The sequence below is a fragment of the Janibacter zhangyanbonis genome, assembly GCF_050507325.1.
Taxonomy (GTDB): domain Bacteria; phylum Actinomycetota; class Actinomycetes; order Actinomycetales; family Dermatophilaceae; genus Janibacter.
In genome coordinates this window covers 3,043,953-3,058,818 of record NZ_CP191481.1, presented here as the reverse complement: position 1 = coordinate 3,058,818, position 14,866 = coordinate 3,043,953, and the positions used below count along the sequence as shown (strand labels likewise).

Here is a 14,866-nt window from a genome sequence, read left to right as displayed (position 1 = left end):
CCGAGCGGCGCCGTTACCGATTTGAGATCTTCCCCCCGTCTGTGTCTACGGTGTGCGACGGCCCGGCGGGCACCGTCCGCCGGCACGACCGATGCGGTCACCTGACCGCTCGTGGCCCTCGACGGGGCCGCGTCCCGAGACGAGGAGGAGTCATCACCATGGCCACCACCCGTCACAGCACCACCCGCCGCGCCGCCCAGGCGCTCGCCGCCGCCGGCCTGCTGACCGTGGCCGGCACCGGCACCGCCATGGCCGCCCAGGGCCCCAACGCCGGACACGCCAGCGAGCAGGCCCAGCCCGCCGGTGAGGCGCACGGCCACACCGGCCTGCCCGCCACCCAGGGCCAGGGCGCGGAGCACGCCTCCGACCAGGCCCTCGAGCACGCCTCCGACAACAGCGCGCTCCTCCGCGAGGCACCCGCCGAGGAGGCCCCGGTCGAGGAGGCCCCGGTCGAGACCGTCGACACCACGACGGACACGACCGCCGACACCACGACCACCGACACCACTACGACCGACACCACGACGGACACCGACGGCACGACCGCCGGCAGCTACCCGTCCGTGTGGGACGCGGTCGCCGAGTGCGAGTCCGGCGGTGACTGGAGCATCAACACCGGCAACGGCTACTACGGCGGGCTGCAGTTCAGCCCCGACACGTGGCTGGCCTACGGCGGCGACCAGTACGCCCCGACGGCAGACCAGGCCACGCCGGAGCAGCAGGTCGAGATCGCGCAGAAGGTCCTCGCCGAGCAGGGCCCGGGCGCCTGGCCCGTGTGCTCGGTCAAGGCGGGTCTGACCGCGACCAACGGTGCCTGAGCAGCACCGGCCCGGCGCCTGACGAGCGCCGCACACACGTGGCGGGCGTCGGCTCTTCAGGGGAGTCGGCGCCCGTCGCCCATGTCTGCGTGCCGCCCTTCGAGGCTCCTGCGTCGCACCTCAGGGAGCGTCGCCCAGCTGGCCGCGGACGTGCTCGACGATGCCGTCGACCGCTGCCGAGATCTCCTCGTAGGTGCGGTCGAAGTCGCTGTCGTCGCCGTACCAGGGGTCGTCGATCGCCAGGTCGTCGCCCTTGAGCCCCGCGGGGTCGAAGGCGCGGATCATCCGGATGCCGTCCTTGGCGGCGCGGTCGCCCGCGAGCCGGCGCAGCACCGTGTAGTGGCCGTGGTCGGCGGCGAGCACGAGGTCGACCTCGTCGAACCATCGCTTGTCGAAGACCCGGGCGCGGTGCCCGGAGTAGTCGCCGGTGTGACCGTGGCGGTGCATCGCGGCGATGGTGCGCGGGTCGGCGGGGTTGCCCTTCTCCCACGCGGTGGTGCCGGCCGAGTCGACGAGGACCCGCTCGCCCAGACCCGCCTGCTCGAAGGCCTCACGCAGCAGCCACTCGGCCATGGGGGAGCGGCAGATGTTGCCCGTGCACACGACGGTGACGCGGTAGGGGTCCATGGCGGCATCCTCTCCGACGGGGGTCACAGGCCCACCGCCCGGCGCAGCTGCGCGCCCGTCCAGCGCTGTCGGTCGGGCCCGGCGGCCTCGGCCTCCCGGACGAGGTCGACGATGCGTGCGGACACCGGCGCGGCGGCGCCGTGGTCGGTGCCGAGCTGGACGACGAAGCCCTGCAGCTCGTCGATCTCGGTGGGTCGCCCGGCGTCGAGGTCGTCGGCCATCGACGAGCGCGCCGTCGGCGCGACCTTGAGCGTGGCGCGGGCGAGGTTGGTGAAGACGGGGGTCGGCGAGCGCAGCAGCGTCGGCATCGCGGCGGCGGGCAGCGGCGTCATGCGCTTGGGCGTCACGCCGACGCGGCGGGCGAGGGTGAGCGCCTCGTCCTGACAGGCGGCGAGGACGTGCCGGCAGTCGCGATCGCGCAGCTCGACGGCCAGGGGCAGCCCGGTGAGCGCGTTGACCGCGTTGTTGAGGTTGAGCAGCAGCTTGCCGAAGAGCACCGCCCGCATGTCGGGGTCGACCTCGACCCGCAGCCCGCCGCCCTGCGCGACCCGGACGAAGGGGTCGATCCGCGGGTGGTCCTTGGCCACAGGTCGGCCCGAGGTCGTCTGGGTCCAGTGCGCGTCAGCGGTGCGCACGACGTTGAAGGGCACCATGCCGGAGAGCACGAGCGGCCGTGAGGCCCGACTCGGGAAGGCGCCGGCGAGCGCCTCGTCGATCGCGCTGGCATTGCGCAGGCCGTTCTGGAAGGAGATGACGACCGAGTCGTGCTGCAGGTAGGGCGCGATCTGCTGGGTGGCCGCCGTCAGGGCGACGGTCTTCGTCGTCAGCAGGACGTAGTCGGCGCCGACGACGGCGCTCGGCTCCGTGGCCAGGGTGAGCGACTGCGGCGGGACGGTGCGGGTGCGGCCGGCGAGGTCGGTGACCGTGAGTCCCTCGCGCCCGATGGCATCGACGAGGGCCGGTCGGCCGACGAGCGTGACGTCGGCGGCTGCAGCGAGCCACCCTGCCAGGTAGCACCCGATGCTGCCGGCCCCCATGACGGCCACCTTCGTGCGCTTCACGTCGTCACTCCTTGCCCGGACGGGTCCGGCTCCGGGCCGGTGTGGCCCGATCCTAGTCACCGTGCATGTGTGACCCCGGGAGGGAGGGCGAGCTCCCCGTCACGCAGCATGCCGACGGCCCGTGCCCCCGGTGGTGCGGGGGCACGGGCCGACGGGCGAAGGGGGGATCAGCCCGCCGCGACGAGGTCTCCCGAGCCGCGGCCGTGCCGGCCGCCGGCGTTGTCGTCGTCGCCGTCCCGACCGGAGGTCTCACCGGCCGCGGTGTGCTGGGTCAGGGCCTCCCCTTCGACGTCGACGTTGGGCAGGATCCGGTCCAGCCAGCGCGGCATGGCCCAGGCCCGGTCGCCCATGAGGTACATGAGCGCGGGGATGAGGACCATGCGCACGACGAAGGCGTCGAGCAGGACGGCCGCCGCGAGCGCGAAGCCCATCGACTTGATGAGGTTGTCGGGCTGCAGCATGAAGGCGGCGAAGACCGAGATCATGATGAGCGCGGCCGCGGTGACGACCCGGGCGCCGTGGCGGAAGCCGTCGACGACGGCCTCGCGGGCGGTGTCCCCGTGGACGTAGGCCTCACGCATCCGGGTGACGAGGAAGACCTGGTAGTCCATCGCCAGCCCGAAGACGATGCCGATCATGAGGATCGGCAGGAAGCTCACGAGCGGGGCGCCGTCGACGAGACCGAAGGTGCCCTCCTGGAAGATCAGCACCGTGGCGCCGAGCGTCGCGAGCGTCGACAGGATGAAGCCGAGCGTCGCCGTGAGCGGCACGAGCACCGAGCGGAAGACGAGCATCAGCAGGACGAAGGCGAGCCCGACGACGACCGCGAGGTAGGGGATGAGCGCACCCTGCAGCTTCTTCGACACGTCGGTCTGGATCGCGGTGAGCCCGGTGACGCCGATCGTCGTGCCGGTGGTGCTCTCGACCTGGCCCTGGCCGGCACGGATGTCGCCGAGCAGGTCCTCGGTCGCGGGGTCCGTGGCGCCGGTCGTCGGGGTGACGAGGACCTGGGCGCCGGTGCCCTCCTTGTTCATCGCCATCACCTGCGCGTTGGCGACACCGTCGAAGCCGCTCAGCCACTCGACGACCTTGCCGTAGGCGGCCGGCGCCTGCCGCGGGTCGTCGACCTCGCGGGCGTCGACGACGACGATCATCCGGGCCTCCTGGCCGGCGCCGAAGCCGTCGGTGATGAGGTCGGCGGCGCGCCGCTGCGGGGTGTCGGCCGCGGCGGTGGAGTCGGTCGGCAGGGTCAGGTGCAGGTCCTTGGCCGGGATCGCCAGGGCGCCGAGCGCGAGGACGGCGACCAGGGCCGCGAGGACCGGGCGGGCGCCGATGGCGCGCGCCCAGCGGGTGCCGCCGTTGTCGACGTGCTGGCCCTCGTCGACCCCCTTGTCCTTGCGGAGCTGACCGGCGAAGGCACGTCGGCCGAGGGCGCCGAGGATCGCCGGCAGCAGGGTGAGCGCGACGAGCACGGCGACGAGGACGGTGCCGGCGGCCGCCAGGCCCATCGCGGTGAGGAAGGGGATCTGGACGACGGCGAGCGCGGCGAGCGCGATGATCACCGTCAGGCCGGCGAAGACGACGGCGGAGCCGGCGCGGCCCACGGCCAGGCCGATCGCGTGGCTGCGGTCGTCGGTGTGCCGCAGCTCGGTGCGGTAGCGGCTGAGGATGAAGAGGGCGTAGTCGATGCCGACGGCGAGGCCGAGCATCGAGGCGAGGATCGGGGTCGTCGTGCCGAGGTCGAAGAAGGCGGTCGCGGCGGTGATGCCGAGGATGCCGGTGCCGACGCCGACGAGTGCGGTGATGATCGGCAGGCCGGCGGCGACGAGCGAGCCGAAGGTGAGCACGAGGACGAGCAGCGCGACGGCGATGCCGATGAGCTCGCTCGTCATGCCCATCTCGGGCATGCCCTGCATGCCGGTGCCGGTGACCTCGACGGTCAGGCCGGAGTCGCGGGCGTGGTCGACCGCGGCGGTGACGTCGTCACGGGTGCTCTGCTCGACGTCGGTGACGGTGTCGACGTCGAAGGTCCACTGGATCAGCCCGGTGCGGCCGTCCTCGGTCAGCGGGGAGACGGCCGCGGCATTGGCCCGGGCAACGGCCTCCGGCTGGCCGGACTTCTCGGCCTGCTCGAGCAGCTGCTGCTCGACCCCCTTCGCCGCGGTGACGGGGTTGACGAACTGGTCCGCCGACCCGACCTGCGGCACGTCACGCAGCTCGGTGAGCAGGTCGTCGACGGCGGCGGAGTTCGCCCGGTCCGAGAGCTTTTCGCCGGCGGGCGCCTGGACGACGACCGTGCCGGTGGCCTGGTCGAAGGCGTCCTGCGTCTGCGGGAAGAGCTCCTGCTGCAGGGTCTGTGCCTGCTCGGACTCGATGCCGGGGATGGAGAACTTGTCGCTCATCGGCTGCGACAGCGTCGACGCGGCGCCGCCGATGGCGACGAGCACGACGAGCCAACCGATGAGGAAGGCCGGCCAGCGTCGGTGCGCCAGCCGTCCGAGACGGTAGAGGGCGTGGGCCATGGGATGCCTTTCGAGGGGCGGGGGTGGGTGACCGCGTCGTCGGGGCCGGAGGTGCGGAGTCGGTGGTGACGGGTGGGGCGAAGGGAGGTCACGCCGGGTCGGCGAGGATCTCCCGGGCGATGGTGAGGTTGGTGCGGGCCCGGTCGGAGAGCGGGCCGAGCGAGGGCGTGGCGAGGCACTCGACCACCGAGTGCTGCACGACGCCGCCGACGATCGCCAGCGCCATGCGGGCTCGGGAGTCGTCGGCGTCCTCACGCTCGGACAGGTGGGTCACGAGCTGCTCGGTGAGCTCCTCGACGTGCGCCTTGACCCGGACGAAGAGCTCGGGGTTGCGCTCGATGACGTCGTGGAGCTGCTGGTAGTCGGCCGTGGTGCCGGTGTCGGCGCCGAGGCAGTCGAGGACGACGGTGAGCACGTCGTCGACGAGGTGCCCGGTCGGCCCGCCGGCCCGCAGGGTCTGCGCCTGCTCGTCGGTGAGGACCGGAAGCATGCCGAGCACGGCCTCCTCCTTGGAGGAGACGTGGTTGAAGAGCGTGCGCCGGGAGACCCCGACGGCCTGCGCGAGGTCGTCAAGGGTGAAGCCGGAGTACCCGCACCCCACCGAGAGTCGTTGTGCCGCAGCGATGATCGCCGCGCGGCGGTCGCTCCTGGGGGTGGTTGCACTTTCGGTCACGAAGTGCAGTCTTGCACTTTCGCTCCCTTCGTGCAAAATCCTCCTCACGCAGGTCGAGGTGCGAGCGCCAGCGAGCCTCGAGACCCCGCTCCCGGGGAGGGCGGCCTGGCGCGCTGCCGATGTCCTTCGTCGTCGTGTCGTCGCGTTGTCGTTCCCGACATCGGCTTGACGCCGCGCCAGACCGCCCTCCCCGTCCGCCTTCCACTGGCAGGGTCCGCCCGCGGGTACGCCGAAGGGGGTCGACCTCCGGCTGGAGGTCGACCCCCTTCGGGTCAGGCGTGGGTCAGGCGGCGACGGGCGTGGCGAGGCGCGCGACGAGGGCCTGGAGCTGGCTGTCGGCGTCGCCGTCGACGAGTCGGCCGTCGGCGAAGGCCTCGTAGGAGGCGCCGATGCCGAAGGTGTCCTCGACGACCTGCGCGCCGGCGATCTGCAGGGTGCGGACGGCGTCCTTGCGGGCCCACTCGGCACCGTAGGGGGCGCCCGAGGCGGCGAGGACGATGGCCTGCTTGCCGTGGATGCTCGCGGCCTCGCGGGGGCGGGAGGCCCAGTCGATGGTGTTCTTGACGACGCTCGAGAGCGTGCCGTTGTACTCGGGGGTGACGACGATGAGGGCGTCGGCGGCGGCCACGGCCTCGCGGAGCTCGGTGGCGACCTGCGGGATGCGGTCCTCGACGTCGAGGTCCTCGGAGTAGTGGGGCAGGTCGGCGCCGCTGTTGAAGAAGGTCGCGGTCGCGCCCTCGGGCAGGTGGGCGACGGCGGCCTCGGCGAGGGTGCGGTTGGTCGAGCCGTCGCGGAGCGAGCCGAGCAGGACGAGGACGTTCATGGGGACTCCAGGGGGGAGGTTTGGTCAAGTGCTTGACCATGGTGGGCGTCCGCCACGATCAAAGTCAAGTCCTTGACCAATGGCTTACCATGGGCTCATGACTCCCGACCTGTCCTCCCCGCTGGCCGGCCCGTGCGCCGGTGGCGACGGGCAGCCGCCGCTCGTCAACCTCATCGCCCGCGCGCAGGCGGCCTTCATCGCTGACTTCGAGGCGCGGCTGCGCGCCTCCGAGATCGAGGGCCTGTCCCTCGCGCACTCGACCAATGTCCTGCGCCACCTCGGCGAGGGCCCGCGCCGAGCCCGCGAGATCGTCGACCGCTGCGGCGTGACGAAGCAGGCGGTCAGTCAGCAGATCGCCCACCTCGAGCGCAACGGCTACGTGGACGTCGGTCGCGACGACGAGGACCAGCGGGCACGCATCGTCAGCCTCACGGCGAAGGGGGAGTGCGCCCAGGCGGTCGTCCACCGACTCTTCGGCGAGGTCGAGCAGGAGTGGGCCGAGCGCATCGGCCAGGCGCAGGTCGCCTCCCTTCGCCAGGCCCTCACCGACCTGCTGGGCGACGCGAGCTGCTGACCGGCCCCGCGGTCAGGGCCGGGTCAGGCGCCGGTGAGGGTGCCGGTGGCCTCGCCGTGCTTCTTGCAGGTCGCGGTCCAGGTGTCGCCCGCCCGCTCCACCGTGAGGGTTCGTCGACAGGTCGTGCAGTAGGTCGGGCCGTGGGCGTCGAGCTCCGTGCGGCAGCGGACGTGGTTGCCCTTGTTGGCGGACTTGCCGCAGTGGCCGCAGTAGGTGACCGCGACGACAGGGGGGATGGCGCCGAGGGTGTCGGGGTCGCTCCACCCGGAGTCGCCGGCGGTGGGGAGGTCACTCATGGCACCGATTGTGTCCCATGCCTCACCACGACCCCTCACCAGACCCCTCGTGCATCGCGCCGGTCACGTGTCGGTCACGTCCCGGACACCACGCAACCGTCTCGGCCCCCGGTGCGTCCATCATGACGAGTCCGGGCGCAGGGGGCGTCCGGCCGCACAGCAGGGGATGGACCTATGACTCACGCACGCGCAGCGCTCGTGGCGTTGCTCGCCGGGGCGACTCTCGCCGGCTGCGGCACCCAGGTGGCGCAGCAGCCGATCACCGTCACGGCGCCGGTCGACCGGCCGACGTCCTCGTCGAGTACGACGTCGCCGAGCACCACCTCGTCGAGCACGTCCACGGCGAGCGCGCCGGCGAGCACGTCGCCCACGAGCACGGCGGGGGCGAAGGGGGACGCGAGCGACCCCCTTCGTCCGGGGGACCGCGGACCGCAGGTGCGCCGGCTGCAGCGCGACCTCACCGAGGCCGGCTACTGGAACGGCCGCGCCGACGGCACCTACGGGCACCTCACCGAGCAGGCCGTCCTCGCGCTGCAGAAGTCCGCCGGTCTGGGGCGCGACGGTATCGCCGGCCGCAAGACCCTCGACGCCCTGGCCTCCGGCACCCTGCCGCCGCTGCCGAAGGGGGCGGCCGACCGCATCGAGATCGACCTCGAGCGGCAGGTGCTGCTCGTCGTGCGCGGCGGCTCGATCCGCTACGTCATCAACACGAGCACCGCCTCGGGAGAGACCTACATGTCGCACGGACGACCGGCGGTCGCGGTGACGCCGACGGGGACCTTCACCGTCGGCCGCACGCACCGCGGCAACGAGGTCGCGCCGCTCGGCACGCTCTACAGCCCGCGCTACTTCTACGGCGGCTATGCCGTCCACGGTGCCGCGTCGATCCCCGGCTACCCCGCCTCGCACGGGTGCGCGCGGGTGAGCAATGCGGCGATGGACCTCATCTGGAGCGAGGACCTCATGCCGGTCGGGTCGACCGTCATCGTGCGTTGAGCGCACCAACTGCACAGAACCCTAGGGTTTTGCCCAGATAGTGCGCTCAGCGCGCGTCGTGGAAGACCTCGTCGGGGTAGGTCGCCGCCATCCCCGCGTCGTTGCGCAGGGTCACCTCGCCGTCGCCGAACTCCACCTCCACCTCGCCGGAGAGCGGCCAGGGGTGCGGCTCGTGGCGCACGCCGCCGGTGTGGCGGTAGTAGAACTCCACGAGGTGCTCGTCGGACGCGACGATGTTGACGTTGTCGCGCTCGCGGACGCACCGCTCCTGCACGGTGACCGTCGGGTCGTCAGTGAGCTCCTCGCACCACTCCCGCGTCTGCCCGCCGACGAGCACGGACTCGGCAAGGCCGACGGCGCCGACCACGAGCAGCAGGCCGGCGGCGCCGGCGGCACATCCGCCGAGCGCCGCCGGCCAGCGCCGCACGCGGTCAGCCACCGAGCAGGTCGCTCAGCCCGCCGCCTCCGCCGCCGGAGCTCTGGTGACCCCCGTCGGTCACCGACTCCGCGGGCTGGACGAGGACGTACCCCTGCCCGCCGAAGGCCATCTGGAAGGTCTCGCCGGTGCCCCCGCGGACCATCGACTTCAGGCCGCCGGTGTCGACCTTGATGTCCATCCGGACGCCACCGGTCCACATGACGACGGCCTGCGCGTCGCCGAAGGTCGGGGCGCTCGCGACGTCGAGGGCGACGGGCTCTCCCTTCGTCGTGAGGGCGACGTAGCCGCTGCCGCGGAGGGTGACGTTGTAGAGGCCGCCGGTCATCGCGGCGCCGCGCGCCTGGATCCGGTGGATGTCCCACTCGATGGAGGCGCTGAAGGCGAGGATGTTGTTGCCGTTGACCGAGATCATGTCGTTCTCGAGGTAGATCACCTGGATCTCCTGGGCCTCGTTGGCGACGAAGAGCTCGCCCTGGCCGGAGCAGGTCATCATCTTGACGCCCTCGCCCGTGGCGGCCTGCTTGAGGAACTTGCCGACGCCGCCCGAGCCCTTGTTCTCGAAGCGGATGTCGCCCTGGTAGGCGACCATCGAGCCGGTCCGCGCCATGACCGGGCCGTGGCCCATCTGGATCTTGAGCAGCTTCTTGTTCTGCAGTGCGAACTGGTCGGTGGACGACTCCTCGCGGAAGTCGTGGAACAAGGATCCGTGGATCGGCATGACGGTGTCTTCCTGGTCCGGGGCGTCCCCTGCGGCGCCACTCGTCGGCAACTGTAGAGCGAATGGCGCCGGCCCTCTAGGGTGTTGACCCCCTGCAGGCCCTGGCGGCCTCCCCCCTACGCAAGGACGGTCGATGAGCTTCTTCGAGCGAGCACGCGCCGGCTACGACAACCTCGCCGGACGGGCGGACTCCGCCTTCGACCAGGCGACGTCGAGCCGGGACCTCGGCGACATCGACCAGCACTACCGCGACCTCGGGGTCCTCGCCTATCTCGCGGCGACCGGCCGCCCCGTCGACGCCGGCACGCAGCAGCGCCTGGTCGAGGTGCTGCAGGCGCTCGAGCAGCGCGGTGCGATCCGCGACTTCGAGCTGCGCACGAGCGGTGGTGCGCCGGCCGGCGTCCCGCCGGCACCGGAGCGCGAAGGGGGGTCCGACGGCATCCCGCAGCCCCCGCCGGAGCGGGCCGGCCGGCACGGCGACTTCCTCAGCCAGCCGCGGGGGAGCGTCCCTCCGCCCCCGCCGCCCTCGCACCCGACGACGGGCGGCACGTGGGGTCCGCCCCAGGTCGACGAGACCGGCCCGGCCCGCTGGCGGCCGGTGCGCCCCGACCAGGACTAGCCAGGCCCGCAAAGGACCCGAGCCCAACTCCGCAAAACCCTAGGGTCCTGCAGGGTTGGTGGCCCGGGGCAGGCGCCCAGACCCCGACCATCACCGCGAGCACGGGAGGCGTGACGAAGGCCGCCACGCAGATGCCGTAGAGCACCCAGGTCTGCCACGGGGCCGGGTCGTCGGCGGCGAGCAGCCGGATCCGGGCGGCCGCCGCACCGGCGCCGGGGGAGGCGCCGGGGGTGAGGTCGCTGCCGGCGGCCTCGGCGAGGGAGACGAGCGCGTGACCGAGTGCGACCTCGCCGACCTCCTCGCGGGCCGCCCGGTCGGCGAGCACCTCGACGAGCAGGGCGACCTCGCGCAGCGCGGCGTCGGTGCGCAGCAGCGGCGGGGTCGCGGTGTGCAGCACGGTGAAGAACTCGAGCACGAGGTCGTGCCGCCAGCGCAGGTGCGCCTCCTCGTGGGCGACGACGGCGGCGAGCTGGTCGTCGGGCAGCGCCTGCGCGGCTTCGGTGAGCACCAGGCGCGAGCCGGCGCCCGGGAGGCAGTAGGCCGAGGGGCGCTGCGAGGGCAGCACCCGGGTGTGATCGCCCTCGTGCCGGCCGACGAGGTCGACGAGCTGGCGGTGCTGGGCGCGCGCGGCGCGGATGCGGGTGCCGACGTCGTGCCCGTTGACCAGCAGGCGCACGAGGACACCGAGCCCGGCGACTGCGGCGACGACGAGGACGACGACCTCGGGGGTGGACCAGCGCGGTCCGTGGTGCACGAGAGCCAGCGGGGCCGCGGTGAGCAGGCAGAGCACGGCGGAGAGGGAGAGCGACTGCCAGACGAGGAGTGCAGCGCGGGGGCTGGTGCGCAGCCGCTCGATCCGCGCGAGCAGGCGCGGTGCGGTGAGGAGTGCCGCTGCGCAGAGCAGCAGCAGGGCAGCGATCACCCGTGCGAGTCTGCCGCACCCCGGCCGCGTCGCCGTCGTGGCCGGTCGCCGCGTGCCTCCACCTCGGCCATCGCCTCGCGCACGGCGGCCAGGTCGTCGGCGCTCGCCTCCGACAGAAAGTGCAGGATCGCCGCCTGCCGCTCCCGGTCGCTCAGGTCGTGCAGCGGGCTGCGCATGGCCTCCGCGGTGAGCGACTCCCGGCTGGCGGCCGGGCGGTAGCGCCAGGCGCGGCCGTCGCGCTCGCGGGCGGTCACTCCCTTCGCCTCGAGGCGGGAGAGGACCGTCATGACGGTCGTGTAGGCGAGATCCCGGCCGGTGAGGCGCGCGAGGACCTCGCGGACGGTGAGACCGGTGTCGACGTCGGCGCCCCAGAGGACGTCCATGATCGCCTGCTCGAGGTCACCGAGGGATGCATTCCTGGCCACGGGTGGCTCCTTCCCTGGCGATGGTGATGGTGCGGTCCATGCGGTCGAGGCCGACACCGTGGTGGGTCACCATGATCACCGACCGGTCGCCGGCGTGCTGCAGCAGGTCCGCGATGACGGCGTCGGCGGTCGGGTGGTCGAGGTGGGCGACGGGCTCGTCGAGCAGGATGACCGGCCGCCCGCTGGCGATGGCGCGGGCGATCGACAGCCGCGCCCGCTCCCCGCCGGAGATGCCGCGGCCCCCGGCACCGACCCGCGTGTCGAGGCCGTCTGCGAGGCCGTCGAGCCACCAGCCGAGACCGGCCCGACGAAGGGAGTCGACGAGCGCCTCGTCGTCCGCCTCGGGTGCGGCGAGCGCCAGGTTGGCCCGCAGGGTGCCGGCGAAGACGTGCGGCTCGTCGTCGACGATCGCCATGAGCGCCCGCACGTCGTCGAGGGGCGCGGTCGTGGCATCGGTGCCGTCGACGGTGTAGCTGCCGGTCGCCGGATCGAGGTGGCGGGCGAGCACGGCGAGCAGGGTCGACTTGCCGCTGCCGTTGGGCCCGGTGATGGCGATGTGCTCGCCCGGTTCGACGGTCAGGTCGACCGGCCCGAGGTCGGTGCGGCCGTCGATCCAGCCCGCGGTCAGCCCGCGCAGCTCGATCCGCGGCGCCCGCGGGGCCCGCGGCTCCCCGCGCGACCCCGAACCCTGCAAGACCCTAGGGTTTTGCAGGGTTGGCGGCGGCACGACGGCCGGCTCCTGGTCGAGCAGCTCGTCGAGCCGGGCGGCGCAGGCGCGGGCCCGGGCGAGGGCACGGGTGGCATCGGTGAGCACGCCGAGGGCTTCACCCGTGGCGACGGGGGCGAGGACGAGCAGGGCTCGCACGGGGGTGTCCGCGCCGGAGGTGCTTGCGAGGGCGGCGGCGGCCAGGGTGGCGAGGCTGGTGATGACGAGCACCGCTGCGGCAGAGAGCGATCGGCCCCGCGACTGGCGGGCGACGCTCTCCCGCAGCTCGGCGTGGGCCGCGCGCAGCCAGCCGGCGGCGGTCTCGGTGCCGCCGACGACGCGCAGCTCGTCGGCCTGCCCGGCGGTCAGCTGCGCGACCCGGGCGACCTCGGCGCGGGCGGCGAGCACCTGCGTCTGGGAGCGCGACTCGAGCCGGTCGGCGACCACGGCCACCCCGGCGACGGCGAGGAGCATCGCGGCGAGCACGAGCCCGACCCACGGGTCGACGAGGGCGGTGAGGGCGGCGGCGAGAACCCCGGCGAGCAGGGCCGACAGGGCCGGTACGGTGACCCGCACCGAGGCCTCGACGACGTCGGTCAAGTCGTCGACGACGCCGGTGAGCACCTCGGCCCGACCGCGCCGGCCCAGTCGCGCGGGCGTGAGCGGGATGAGCGCGGCATAGGTGCTCGTCCGCGCGTCGGCGAGATCGGCGAGCGCGGTGTCGTGGCTGCGCAGCCGCTCCCAGTAGCGGAAGACCGGCCGCGCCAGGCCGAAGGTGCGGACCGCGACGATCGCCGTGAGCAGCAGCATGATCTGCGGCCGCTGGTCGGCGCGGACGATGAGCCACCCGGACGTCGTCGTCAGGGCGATGCCGGCGGCGGTGGCGACCCCACCGAGCAGCCCGGCGACGACGAGCCCGCGGCTCAGGTGCAGCAGGCGGCCGGCAGCGGGTCGACGGGTGTCCGCGACCGATGGCGAAGGGGGAGTGCATCGGGTCATCGGGCCACCTCCGGCTGGCGCAGGGCGACGTGCTCGTCGGCGCGGGCGACGAGGTCGGGCTGGTGGGTCACGGCGATGACCGTGCGCTCCTTCGCGAGCCGGGCGATGACCTCGCCGAGGGTGGCGACGGAGTCGGCGTCGACGTGCGCGGTGACCTCGTCGAGCAGCAGCACGGGTGCGGGGGAGAGGATCGCGCGGGCGAGCACGAGTCGGGCGCGCTGCCCGGCCGACAGCCCAAAGCCGTCATCGCCGATCCGGGTCTCGAGCCCGTCGGGCAGCCCGGCGACGACGCCGTCCAGGCCGACCTCGCGCAGCACCTGCCACAGGTCCGCGGACTCCTGCGGGCCACCGATGGTCAGGTTGTCGCGCAGCGTGCCCGCGCCGAGGAAGGGGCGCTGCGTCACCATGTGCACCGGTCCGGCGACGACCTCGCCGCGGTCGGCGGTGCGGGTGCCGGCGATGACCTCGAGCAGCGTCGTCTTGCCGCACCCAGAGGGCCCGGTGACGACGGTGAGGCCGCGACCGGCGACGAGGTCGACACCGGTGAGGGTCGCCCCCTTCGCCCCGGGGTGGGTGTAGTCGACGCCCGTGACCGAGACGACCTCGCCCGTCGCAGACCCGCCGCCGGAACTCTGCAAAACCCTAGGGTCCTGCGACGTTGCGCCCCCCGAACCCTGCAGGACCCTAGGGTTTTGCGAAGTTGTGGGGTCAGAGGGCGCCAGCTCGGCGAGGATCTCGTCGAGGACGGCGGCACCGTCGGCGGCGGCGTGGAACTCCGTGCCGACCCGACGAATCGGCCAGTAGGCCTCGGGTGCGAGGAGGATCGCCGTGAGCCCGACGAGCAGGTCCATCGACCCGTGCGTCAGGCGCAGGCCGACGACGACGGCGACGATCGCCACCGAGATCGTCGCGAGCAGCTCGAGCGCCGCGGCGGACATGAAGGCCAGCCGCAGCGTGCGCATCGTCGCCCGCCGGTGCCGCTGACTCACCTCGGCGATCGTCGCGGTCTGCCGCTCGGCGCGCCCGTAGGCGACGAGCGTCGGCAGCCCGCGCACGACGTCGAGGAAGTGCCCCGACAGGTCGGCGAGCGCACCCCACCGGCGCTCCGTGTCGGCCTGCGTCGTCGCACCGATGAGCGCCGCGAAGAGCGGCAGCAGCCACACCGTGCCGACGACGATCGCCGCGCTCGGCCAGTCGACGACGACGAGGCAGGCGATGGCGAGGGCCGGCACGACGGCGGCACCGACGAGGGCGGGCAGGTACCTCGCGACATAGGGCTCGACGGTGCTCGTGCCCTGCACCGCGAGCGTCAACGCCCCTGTGCGCGAAGGGAGTCCACGCTCACCACGCGCAGCCCAGGCCGCGATCAGCTGCTCCCGCAGTCCGGTCGCCACCGCGGCGCCGGCCCGCGCCGCGACGGTCTCCGACAGGGCCCCGAGCAGGGCGCGGGCGGCGAAGAGCCCACCCGTCCACGCCAGCGGTGCGAGCAGGTCAGACCCACGCACGACCGCGACGACGAGGGACGCGAGGGCGAAGGCCGTCGCGATCGTCGCGATGCCCTGCGCGATGCCGATGGCTGCCAGGGCGGCGACCGGCCGGCGGGTCGCCGGGACCGCCCGCAGCAGGCGTGGGTCGAAGGGCCGCATCG

At 73.4% G+C, this 14,866-nt stretch carries 15 protein-coding genes; 3 read left to right on the top strand and 12 right to left on the bottom strand.

Going from position 1 to position 14,866, the window contains the following annotated elements:
• Positions 1-158 precede the first annotated feature (158 nt).
• A complete protein-coding gene (locus ACQBJO_RS15045; protein ID WP_421008850.1) occupies positions 159-818 on the top strand; it encodes a transglycosylase family protein in 660 nt (219 codons plus the stop codon).
• Between the two features lie 120 nt (positions 819-938).
• Here the strand turns inward: ACQBJO_RS15045 and ACQBJO_RS15040 are convergent, their stop codons facing one another.
• The 5 genes from ACQBJO_RS15040 to ACQBJO_RS15020 all read right to left on the bottom strand — a co-directional run bounded on the left by ACQBJO_RS15040 (position 939) and on the right by ACQBJO_RS15020 (position 6,524).
• A complete protein-coding gene (locus ACQBJO_RS15040; protein WP_421008849.1) occupies positions 939-1,445 on the bottom strand; it encodes a low molecular weight protein-tyrosine-phosphatase in 507 nt (168 codons plus the stop codon).
• A gap of 23 nt (positions 1,446-1,468) precedes the next feature.
• Complete coding sequence (locus ACQBJO_RS15035) at positions 1,469-2,506, bottom strand: 2-dehydropantoate 2-reductase (RefSeq protein ID WP_421008848.1); 1,038 nt, start codon at positions 2,504-2,506, stop codon at positions 1,469-1,471.
• A 167-nt stretch (positions 2,507-2,673) separates the two neighbouring features.
• Positions 2,674-5,028, bottom strand: a complete 2,355-nt coding sequence (locus tag ACQBJO_RS15030) for an MMPL family transporter (protein WP_421008847.1) — start codon at positions 5,026-5,028, stop codon at positions 2,674-2,676.
• An 88-nt stretch (positions 5,029-5,116) separates the two neighbouring features.
• Positions 5,117-5,701 carry a TetR/AcrR family transcriptional regulator gene (locus tag ACQBJO_RS15025; protein WP_255184504.1) on the bottom strand — a complete coding sequence of 195 codons (585 nt, stop codon included), beginning with the start codon at positions 5,699-5,701 and terminating at the stop codon, positions 5,117-5,119.
• Between the two features lie 283 nt (positions 5,702-5,984).
• Positions 5,985-6,524, bottom strand: coding sequence for an NADPH-dependent FMN reductase (locus tag ACQBJO_RS15020; protein ID WP_421008846.1), 540 nt, complete (start codon positions 6,522-6,524; stop codon positions 5,985-5,987).
• A 97-nt stretch (positions 6,525-6,621) separates the two neighbouring features.
• On the opposite strand from ACQBJO_RS15020, the gene ACQBJO_RS15015 reads away from it, so the two are divergent.
• Positions 6,622-7,098 (top strand): MarR family winged helix-turn-helix transcriptional regulator, encoded by a 477-nt coding sequence (locus tag ACQBJO_RS15015; protein ID WP_421008845.1) that lies wholly within the window; start codon positions 6,622-6,624, stop codon positions 7,096-7,098.
• 23 nt (positions 7,099-7,121) lie between these two features.
• On the opposite strand, the gene ACQBJO_RS15010 is transcribed toward ACQBJO_RS15015, so the two are convergent.
• Positions 7,122-7,394, bottom strand: a complete 273-nt coding sequence (locus tag ACQBJO_RS15010) for a hypothetical protein (protein ID WP_421008844.1) — start codon at positions 7,392-7,394, stop codon at positions 7,122-7,124.
• A 174-nt stretch (positions 7,395-7,568) separates the two neighbouring features.
• On the opposite strand from ACQBJO_RS15010, the gene ACQBJO_RS15005 reads away from it, so the two are divergent.
• On the top strand, positions 7,569-8,390 hold the full coding sequence (locus ACQBJO_RS15005; RefSeq protein WP_421008843.1) for a L,D-transpeptidase family protein: 822 nt from the start codon (positions 7,569-7,571) through the stop codon (positions 8,388-8,390).
• A gap of 46 nt (positions 8,391-8,436) precedes the next feature.
• Here the strand turns inward: ACQBJO_RS15005 and ACQBJO_RS15000 are convergent, their stop codons facing one another.
• The 6 genes from ACQBJO_RS15000 to cydD all read right to left on the bottom strand — a co-directional run bounded on the left by ACQBJO_RS15000 (position 8,437) and on the right by cydD (position 14,864).
• Positions 8,437-8,829, bottom strand: coding sequence for a hypothetical protein (locus tag ACQBJO_RS15000; RefSeq protein ID WP_421008842.1), 393 nt, complete (start codon positions 8,827-8,829; stop codon positions 8,437-8,439).
• Entirely contained in the window at positions 8,822-9,547 is a 726-nt protein-coding gene (locus ACQBJO_RS14995; RefSeq protein ID WP_255184498.1) for an AIM24 family protein, read from the bottom strand. The genes ACQBJO_RS15000 and ACQBJO_RS14995 overlap by 8 nt, the downstream gene beginning before the upstream one ends.
• A gap of 485 nt (positions 9,548-10,032) precedes the next feature.
• On the bottom strand, positions 10,033-11,088 hold the full coding sequence (locus tag ACQBJO_RS14990) for a M56 family metallopeptidase (RefSeq protein ID WP_421008841.1): 1,056 nt from the start codon (positions 11,086-11,088) through the stop codon (positions 10,033-10,035).
• Positions 11,085-11,513 carry a BlaI/MecI/CopY family transcriptional regulator gene (locus tag ACQBJO_RS14985; protein ID WP_255184495.1) on the bottom strand — a complete coding sequence of 143 codons (429 nt, stop codon included), beginning with the start codon at positions 11,511-11,513 and terminating at the stop codon, positions 11,085-11,087. The genes ACQBJO_RS14990 and ACQBJO_RS14985 overlap by 4 nt, the downstream gene beginning before the upstream one ends.
• The gene (gene cydC / locus ACQBJO_RS14980) at positions 11,488-13,218 is read right to left on the bottom strand and encodes a thiol reductant ABC exporter subunit CydC (protein ID WP_421008840.1); all 1,731 of its coding nucleotides are present in this window, start codon (positions 13,216-13,218) and stop codon (positions 11,488-11,490) included. The genes ACQBJO_RS14985 and cydC overlap by 26 nt, the downstream gene beginning before the upstream one ends.
• Positions 13,215-14,864, bottom strand: coding sequence for a thiol reductant ABC exporter subunit CydD (gene cydD, locus ACQBJO_RS14975; RefSeq protein ID WP_421008839.1), 1,650 nt, complete (start codon positions 14,862-14,864; stop codon positions 13,215-13,217). The genes cydC and cydD overlap by 4 nt, the downstream gene beginning before the upstream one ends.
• Positions 14,865-14,866: the final 2 nt, after the last annotated feature.

Bases quoted from the DNA above. Each gene is read 5' to 3' on its own strand.
- ACQBJO_RS15020 (WP_421008846.1), bottom strand. From the start codon at position 6,524: ATGAACGTCCTCGTCCTGCTCGGCTCGCTCCGCGACGGCTCGACCAAC.
- ACQBJO_RS15005 (WP_421008843.1), top strand. From the start codon at position 7,569: ATGACTCACGCACGCGCAGCGCTCGTGGCGTTGCTCGCCGGGGCGACT.
- cydC (WP_421008840.1), bottom strand. From the start codon at position 13,218: ATGACCCGATGCACTCCCCCTTCGCCATCGGTCGCGGACACCCGTCGA.
- ACQBJO_RS15040 (WP_421008849.1), bottom strand. From the start codon at position 1,445: ATGGACCCCTACCGCGTCACCGTCGTGTGCACGGGCAACATCTGCCGC.
- ACQBJO_RS15010 (WP_421008844.1), bottom strand. From the start codon at position 7,394: ATGAGTGACCTCCCCACCGCCGGCGACTCCGGGTGGAGCGACCCCGAC.
- ACQBJO_RS15045 (WP_421008850.1), top strand. From the start codon at position 159: ATGGCCACCACCCGTCACAGCACCACCCGCCGCGCCGCCCAGGCGCTC.
- ACQBJO_RS15015 (WP_421008845.1), top strand. From the start codon at position 6,622: ATGACTCCCGACCTGTCCTCCCCGCTGGCCGGCCCGTGCGCCGGTGGC.
- ACQBJO_RS15030 (WP_421008847.1), bottom strand. From the start codon at position 5,028: ATGGCCCACGCCCTCTACCGTCTCGGACGGCTGGCGCACCGACGCTGG.
- cydD (WP_421008839.1), bottom strand. From the start codon at position 14,864: ATGCGGCCCTTCGACCCACGCCTGCTGCGGGCGGTCCCGGCGACCCGC.
- ACQBJO_RS14995 (WP_255184498.1), bottom strand. From the start codon at position 9,547: ATGCCGATCCACGGATCCTTGTTCCACGACTTCCGCGAGGAGTCGTCC.